We start from the raw sequence: 1,243 nt of genomic DNA on the forward strand, positions 1-1,243 counted from the left end.
GGGGGGTGTCCCTATGTTTTTGTCAAGTGCCAGACCGATGTTGACGAGCACAGTCTTGGGAGTAGTTTCTTAGGCGTGCCTAGGAGCCGGCCAGCGTGTGCTGGTCGGCTTCGTCTTTGGGGCTTTATGCGGCGACGGGGCGTGGCGGGATTTCGCGGAAGAACTCCTTGTTTTTCAGCATCGCGTAGATGACATTGCATCGGCGTCGTGCCAGGCAGATGACTGCTGCGTTGTGGCGTTTTCCTTCAGCACGTTTGCGTTCGTAATACCGCCGTGACGGTTCGTGGCTGCGGATAACCGCGAATGCGGAGTAGAACAAGGCGTTTTTCAGTCGTTTATTGCCTGACCGTGCCGGGAACTCACCTCTGATCGACGAACCGGATCGTCTAGTCACGGGTGCTATTCCAGCATAAGCAGCTAAGTGGCCAGCACTAGCGAAGTCGGAGCCATCACCGATCGCAAGAAGGATCTGCGCTGCGGTCTTGATGCCGACTCCGGGCATACTCATCAAGACCTCACAAAAAGGGAAATCAGCGAGCATCTCTTCAACCTGCTCAGCAATGGTGTTTCGTTGCTCTTTGAGGGCCTGGATGTTTGCAGCCAGTTGAGGAATTACTAACTCGGCGGCATCGCTTCCAGGCACGGTGACTGTTTGAGCTTTCAGCGCTGCAAAAATGTCGTCTACCAGCGGGGTGGGGTCTTTACGTGTGCGCTTGATCATCCAGTTCAACACTCGTTGGTATCCGGCTCTTTTTAGCCCCTGCGGTCCCTTGTAATGGATCAATAATTCCAGGATCGGCGTGCGAGTCAGGGTGCTACCAGCAAAAACTCGTTCCAGGCTGGGATAGATCTGGGTGAGGATACTGCGAAGCCGATTGACAGTGCGAGTGCAATCGCGGGCGATGTCATCATCGAAGCCGGACAGCATCTTTAGGGCGGAGAGTACCTCATCATTGCGGTCGACGGCACGTAGCGTGTGGGGCATTGTGCGGGCGGTGTCGGCGATGATGAATGCGTCGCGTTTGTCTGTTTTTGCACGTCCCGGATAGAAATCTGCAGCTTTGCGCATCGCAAGACCTGGCAGGTATCCGACTTCGCAACCGCAGTCCCGGGCTACAGCAATCGGTAGTGCGCCGATGGTGTTGGGTTGGTCGACGATTACGAGTACGGTGCCAAGCTTTTGAAGCTGGTGAAAAACGCCTGCTAGTTCGGATTCGAGTTGAGGCAACGGTTTGTCGAAGAC

Annotated in this window: 1 protein-coding gene; it reads right to left on the bottom strand. The window is 55.3% G+C overall.

From position 1 onward, the window contains the following. Positions 1-124: 124 nt before the first annotated feature. Positions 125-1,243 (bottom strand): IS110 family transposase (locus MHX52_RS10295; RefSeq protein WP_239318095.1); only part of this gene is annotated, 1,119 nt, incomplete at its 5' end.

This window comes from Corynebacterium sp. ACRQJ, from assembly GCF_022346045.1.
Taxonomy (GTDB): Bacteria; Actinomycetota; Actinomycetes; order Mycobacteriales; family Mycobacteriaceae; genus Corynebacterium; species Corynebacterium evansiae.